This is a genomic window from Kocuria atrinae C3-8 (genome assembly GCF_000286355.1).
In the GTDB taxonomy this organism is placed as follows: domain Bacteria; phylum Actinomycetota; class Actinomycetes; order Actinomycetales; family Micrococcaceae; genus Kocuria; species Kocuria atrinae_A.
The window spans coordinates 1-5,852 of the sequence record NZ_AJXN01000180.1; the positions used below are offsets into that span (position 1 = coordinate 1).

The window sequence follows — 5,852 nt, forward strand, 5'->3', positions numbered from 1 at the left end:
GCGCGGGACGCGTTCGCGGCCCAGAGGACAGCGACGGGCTGACGATCGCCGAGCGGCGTCGTCGGCAGAAGGCGGCCGAAACCCAGGCGACGGCGCCGCGGACGGAGCCGCCGAATCCGGCGGTTCCAGCGCGGTGGACCAGACCGAACAGACCGAGGGGAGCACCCGATGAGCAACCGACTCGCACGCTTCGGTAATGACCTGCACAGTGGTCGCAAGTCCTACCCGTTCGTTGAGAAGCGCAGGCTGTGGCTTTCCCTGACGGTCGCACTGGTGGCCCTGTCGCTGCTGATCCCGGTGGTCAAGGGCGGCTTCAACCTGGGCATCGATTTCACGGGCGGCTCCGAATTCACGGTGTCCGGGATCGAGAACACGGACGTCCAGACCGGCGAGCGGGCCGTGGCCGATTCCTCGGACGCCAGCGGCGTGACCGTGACCAATATTGCTCCCGGCACGGTGCGTGTGCAGACCGAGCAGCTCAACGATGATCAGACGCTGGCCGTCAAGGACTCCCTGCAAGAGGCGTACGGTGCCTCGGACGATCAGGTGACCTCGAACTTCGTGGGTCCCACGTGGGGTCAGGGAGTCACACAGCAAGCCCTGTGGGGACTGCTGATCTTCGTGCTGCTGGCCACGGTGCTCATGGCTCTGTACTTCCGCACCTGGAAGATGTCCGTGTCCGCGGTTGCCGCCATGATGGCGACCATTGTGATCACGGCCGGCGTGTATTCGCTGGTCGATTTCGAGGTCACCCCGTCCGCGGTGATCGGCTTCCTGACCGTGCTGTCCTACTCGCTCTACGACTCCGTGGTGGTCTTCGACAAGGTGCGGGAGAACACCAAGGGACTCTTGAGTGGTTCCGCGCCGGAGGAGCGAGCCAAACGGACGTTCTCCGAACAGATCAACTTGGCCGTCAACCAGACCCTGGTCCGTTCGATCAACACCTCCGTGGTGGGCATCCTGCCCGTGGGCGCGATTCTCTTCATCGGTGCCTACCTGTTGGGCGCGGGCACGCTGGAGGACCTCTCGCTGTCGCTGTTCGTGGGCATCATCGTGGGTACGATCGCCACCATGTTCGTGGCCGCGCCGATGTACTCGTGGTTGCGCGGGCTCGAACCCGCCGTGCGCGATCAGGAACGCAAGGTGCTGGACGCACGCCAGACCGACGGCGCCCCGGTGACGTCCGATCCGGTTCAGGCCGGTCCGCGCGAATAACGCGCCATACCTCCGTTACACTCGCCCCCGTACCGTAAGGTGCGGGGGCGTGCTATTACACTGGGCTACTTAGCGCACCGGGCGCAATGACCCGTCCCGGCCAGCGGTGATCCGTGAGGAGGCTGTGGAACCATGACGACAGAGTCGGATGCTCAGAGCGCAAAGAATTCCGTGCCTCGAGACCCCCAGGACGCTTCGGCGTTGCCCGCCAATTCGAGGATCGAGACGGCGGGCACCCACTTCGTGTTGCCGGCCTCCCGCCCGATCTTCGGCCGGGCGGTGTTCCCTGGTCGCAGCGAGCGCACCCGGTCCACGCTGTCCGTGCTCTCCGGCGAATCCGTTCCTGGCTCACCCATACTGGTGCCGCTGTTACGCACAGTGAGTGCCACCCATCCGGATGAGGACCTCTCCGTCCTGGAGCGTGCCTTTGCGGTGGCCGACTCCTATCACGAGGGCCAGAAGCGTAAGTCCGGTGACCCCTACATCACGCACCCGGTCGCGGTCACCACGATCCTGGCCGAACTCGGCATGACCGGAGCCACCCTGGTCGCGGGGTTGTTGCACGACACCGTGGAGGACACCGACTACTCGCTCGAGCAGCTCACCGAGGACTTCGGCGAAGAGGTCGCGGCGCTGGTGGACGGCGTCACCAAGCTCGACAAGATCCAGTACGGCGAGAACGCTCAGGCAGAGACCGTGCGCAAGATGATCGTGGCCATGGCCAAGGACATCCGCGTGCTGGTCATCAAGCTGGCCGACCGGCTGCACAATGCCCGCACGTGGCGCTTCGTGTCGTCCTCGTCGTCGTCCAAGAAGGCGCGCGAGACGCTCGAGATCTTCGCCCCGTTGGCCCACCGGCTGGGTATGAACACCATCAAGTGGGAACTCGAGGACCTCTCGTTCTCCGCCCTGTATCCCAAGGTGTACGACGAGATCGTGCGCATGGTGGGGGAGCGCACCCCCGAGCGTGAGCGTAATCTGGCCACGATCCGCGGCCTGATCGCGGAAGAGCTGGACAAGTCCGGCATCGACGCCACGATCACGGGCCGCCCCAAGCACTACTACTCCATCTACCAGAAGATGATCGTGCGCGGTAAGGATTTCGACGAGATCCACGACCTGCAGGCCGCGCGCGTTCTCGTGAACACGGTGCGAGAGTGCTACGCCGCGCTCGGCGTGTTGCACGCGAAGTGGAGCCCGTTGCCGGGCCGCTTCAAGGACTACATCGCCATGCCCAAGTTCAACATGTACCAGTCGCTGCACACCACGGTGATCGGTCCCCACGGCGCCGGTGGAGATCCAGATCCGCACCCACGAGATGCACCACCGCGCCGAGTACGGTGTGGCGGCCCACTGGAAGTACAAGAACCAGGTCAATCAGGCGAACTCCGCCACGCCCAAGGCCAAGGAAGGCGAGCTCAACTGGCTCAGTTCCCTGGTCTCGTGGCAGGAGGAAGCCAAGGACTCCTCGGACTTCCTGGATTCGCTGCGCTACCAGATCAACACGGCCGAGGTGTACGTCTTCACGCCCAAGGGCGAGGTCATGGCACTGCCCACGGGTTCCACCCCGGTGGACTTCGCCTACGCGGTACACACGGAGGTGGGTAACCACACGATCGGGGCCCGGGTCAACGGCAAGTTGGTGCCACTGTCCTCCAAGCTCCAACACGGTGACCGTGTAGAGATCCTGACCTCCAAGTCCGAGTCGGCCTCACCGTCGCAGGACTGGCTCAAGTTCGTGGGATCGCCGCGTGCGCGCACCAAGATCCGCCAGTGGTACTCCAAGGAACGCCGCGAGGAAGCCATCGAGCGCGGCAAGGACCTGCTCACCAAGGCGCTGCGCAAGCACCATTTGCCGTTGCAGCGCACCGTGACCCACGAGTCGCTCGTGTCGGTTGCCCAGGACTTCAACCGGTCGGATGTCGCCGCGCTGTACGAAGCGCTCGGCAATGACGCGGTGAACGCCCAACAGGTCGTGGAAAAGCTCATCGAGCACCACGGCGGAGCGGAAGGCACCGAAGAGGACTTCGCGGAGACCACCAAGGTCACCGCACCGGCCCGTGCCACGGTGTCCGATTCGGGCGTGGTCGTCCAGGGTATGTCGGACGTCTACGTGAAGCTGGCACGCTGTTGCACGCCGGTTCCGCCGGACGAGATCGTGGGGTTCGTGACCCGTGGCGCCGGCATTTCCGTGCACCGCAAGGACTGCAACAACATGAAGCCCTTGCTGAGCTCCGAAGACCCGCGGGTCAAGGAAGTCAGCTGGGCCCCCACGCAGTCCTCGCTGTTCCTGGTGGAGATCCAGGTGGAGGCCCTCGACCGGCACTCGCTGCTGCTCGACGTCACCCGCGTGCTGTCCGAGAACCACGTGAACATCCTGTCCGCGCAGGTGCACACCTCGCGCTCACGGTTGGCCATCTCTCGGTTCGCGTTCGAGATGGGCGACACCCGCTACCTGGATCACGTGCTCAACCAGGTGCGCAGGATCGACGGCGTGTACGACGTGTACCGCACCTCGGGTCACCGACCCGTTGCTTCGTAACCTCGTTCCACCGCTCGCCCGACCTTTCGCACCCTGGCCACGGCTTGCCGCGCCCGGGTTTCTTGCCCACGGCGTCCAGGCCGCCAGGACCAGTTCGGGCGGACAGTGCAGGTGCGGTGAGGCCATGAGCCAGTGCAACGCCCTGGTGCCGTCCGCGCCGGGCACATGAAGCGCCACATCGACCGTGGTGCGCAGGGGACTGGTCACGAACAGGTCCTCGTGGCTGATCCGATCAAAGGCGCTGAACGCCGTCTGATGCAGGCTGAAGCCGCGGGGAAGCGTGGTGGTGGTCCGGGCCTCCTTGGCCACGAGAATCGGCAATGGATCCGGCACATCGGCGCAATCGTAGAACCAGGCTGCCCCCAGCCGCCCCAGTACTCCCCGGCGTTGCAGGTGGAGAGGAACCACCGCCCGAAGCACATGGAGTTTGGCGGTTCGTGTCATGGCCGTTCCCACGGGAACGTGGCGTCGAGCAGAATCTTGTTCAGGATCCCGTCCGAGGCCATGGCGGCCAACTCGGTGGTACTGAACGGGTGGCCGGGCCGTAGCACCGCTGCCTGTCCCGTTCCCCAGCGGGACGGGAAGGGATCAACGGATTCGGTGGGTTGCGGCTGCGGCGGTGTCATGATCCCATCTGAACCGATGCCGGCGGGTAAAGAAAACGGGGACCGCCCCGGTTGTGGACAACCGGAACGATCCCCGTTCACTGTGCAGTGCGCTCAGCTCACATCAGTTCAGCTCTGAAGCCGAAGCCTGCAGCGTGGCCAGCCACTGCTCGCTCGTGGCCAGATCCTTCTCGAGGTTGGTCGCCTTCTTCTCGTTGCCGGAGGCACGGGCGGCCTCGATGGCGGCCTTCTGATCCGCGATCTTGTTCTCGAGCTGGGTCAGCATGGAGTTCGACCGGGCCTTGGTCTCCGGGTCCGAGCGACGCCACTGGTCGTCCTCGGCCTTCTTGACGGCGTCCTCGACGGCACGCAGTTCACTTTCCACACGCCGCATGTGGGCGCGGGGAACCTTACCGGCTTCTTCCCAGCGAGCCTGCACGGCCGCGAGCTCCTTCTTCGCCTGATCCAAATTCTTGACGGGAAGGATCTTCTTGGCTTCCGCGAGCAGCTCTTCCTTGACCACCAGGTTCGCTTCGAACTCCTGATCGATCTGCTCGTTGGCGGCCTTACGCGCATCGAAAAACACGTCCTGGGCCGCGCGGAAACGTGACCACAGGGCGTCGTCGTCCTTGCGGGACGCGCGAGGCGAGGCCTTCCAACGGTCCATCAGATCGCGGTACTTGGAAGCCGTGGGCCCCCAATCGGTGGAGTTCGACAGGGACTCGGCCTCGGCGATCAGCGCTTCCTTGGCCCGCTTGGCCTTGGCATTGGTCTCGTCCAGCTTGGAGAAAAACGCCTTGCGGTGCCGGTCGAACGTGGTGCGGGCCTTGCGGAACCGCTTCCACAGGGATTCCTCGTCCGACTTGGACAGCCGCACGCCCGAACGCTGGTGCGCCTTCCACTGATCGAAGAGTTCGCCCATGCGCTCCGAGGAGTGCTTCCACTGGGTCTTCTCGGGGTCCTGACCGGCCACCTTTTCCGCGGCCTCCACGATGGCCGTGCGGTGAGCCAGGTGTTCGGCCTTGGCCTTCTGCTGCTCTTCCTTCTCACGGGCCTCGGCCTGGCCAATCGCGCCGTCCAGGGCATCGAGTCGCGCGGAGAGCCCGGCCAGATCGCCCACCATGCCTCGGGCGGCCACCTGCTCGCGCACGTGTTCGACCGTCTTGCGCATGTCCGTGGTGGGAGCCTTGGCCGCGAGACGCTGTTCGAGCAGGTCGACCTGGGCCTCGGCGTCGTCGAACTTGCGTGCGAAGTAGGCGATGGCCTCGTCCTCGGTCGCGTTCGGGAACTGGCCGCACTCGTGTTCCTCACCGTCCACGGTCACGTACACGGTGCCGTTCTCGTCCGCGCGGCCGTGCTGCTTGGCACGCGCCACGGATTCCGGCGTGGCCAGGGCGGGTTTGGCCGTTTCCTGGGCCGGAGCGGACTGGGCCGATTGAGCCGGAGCGACCACGGGGGCCGACGGCGCAGGGGCGGCAGGCGCGGGAACG

3 protein-coding genes and 1 pseudogene are annotated in these 5,852 nt (G+C 65.3%); 2 read left to right on the top strand and 2 right to left on the bottom strand.

What is annotated here, in order from left to right:
• Nucleotides 1-168: 168 nt before the first annotated feature.
• Both secF and YO9_RS0115410 read left to right on the top strand, forming a co-directional pair.
• Nucleotides 169-1,215 carry a protein translocase subunit SecF gene (gene secF, locus YO9_RS0115405; protein WP_016998300.1) on the top strand — a complete coding sequence of 349 codons (1,047 nt, stop codon included), beginning with the start codon at nt 169-171 and terminating at the stop codon, nt 1,213-1,215.
• Nucleotides 1,216-1,347: 132 nt separating this feature from the next.
• Nucleotides 1,348-3,757, top strand: a pseudogene (locus YO9_RS0115410) (RelA/SpoT family protein).
• A 440-nt stretch (nt 3,758-4,197) separates the two neighbouring features.
• Here YO9_RS0115410 and YO9_RS0115415 read toward each other — a convergent pair.
• Both YO9_RS0115415 and YO9_RS0115420 read right to left on the bottom strand, forming a co-directional pair.
• Nucleotides 4,198-4,383, bottom strand: coding sequence for a hypothetical protein (locus YO9_RS0115415; protein WP_016998301.1), 186 nt, complete (start codon nt 4,381-4,383; stop codon nt 4,198-4,200).
• A gap of 103 nt (nt 4,384-4,486) precedes the next feature.
• Nucleotides 4,487-5,852: DUF349 domain-containing protein (locus tag YO9_RS0115420; RefSeq protein ID WP_031273476.1), on the bottom strand; the 1,366-nt coding region annotated here is incomplete at its 5' end.

Excerpts from the sequence above, each read along its gene's own strand:
- secF (WP_016998300.1), top strand. The coding sequence starts at position 169 with ATGAGCAACCGACTCGCACGCTTCGGTAATGACCTGCACAGTGGTCGC.
- YO9_RS0115415 (WP_016998301.1), bottom strand. The coding sequence starts at position 4,383 with ATGACACCGCCGCAGCCGCAACCCACCGAATCCGTTGATCCCTTCCCG.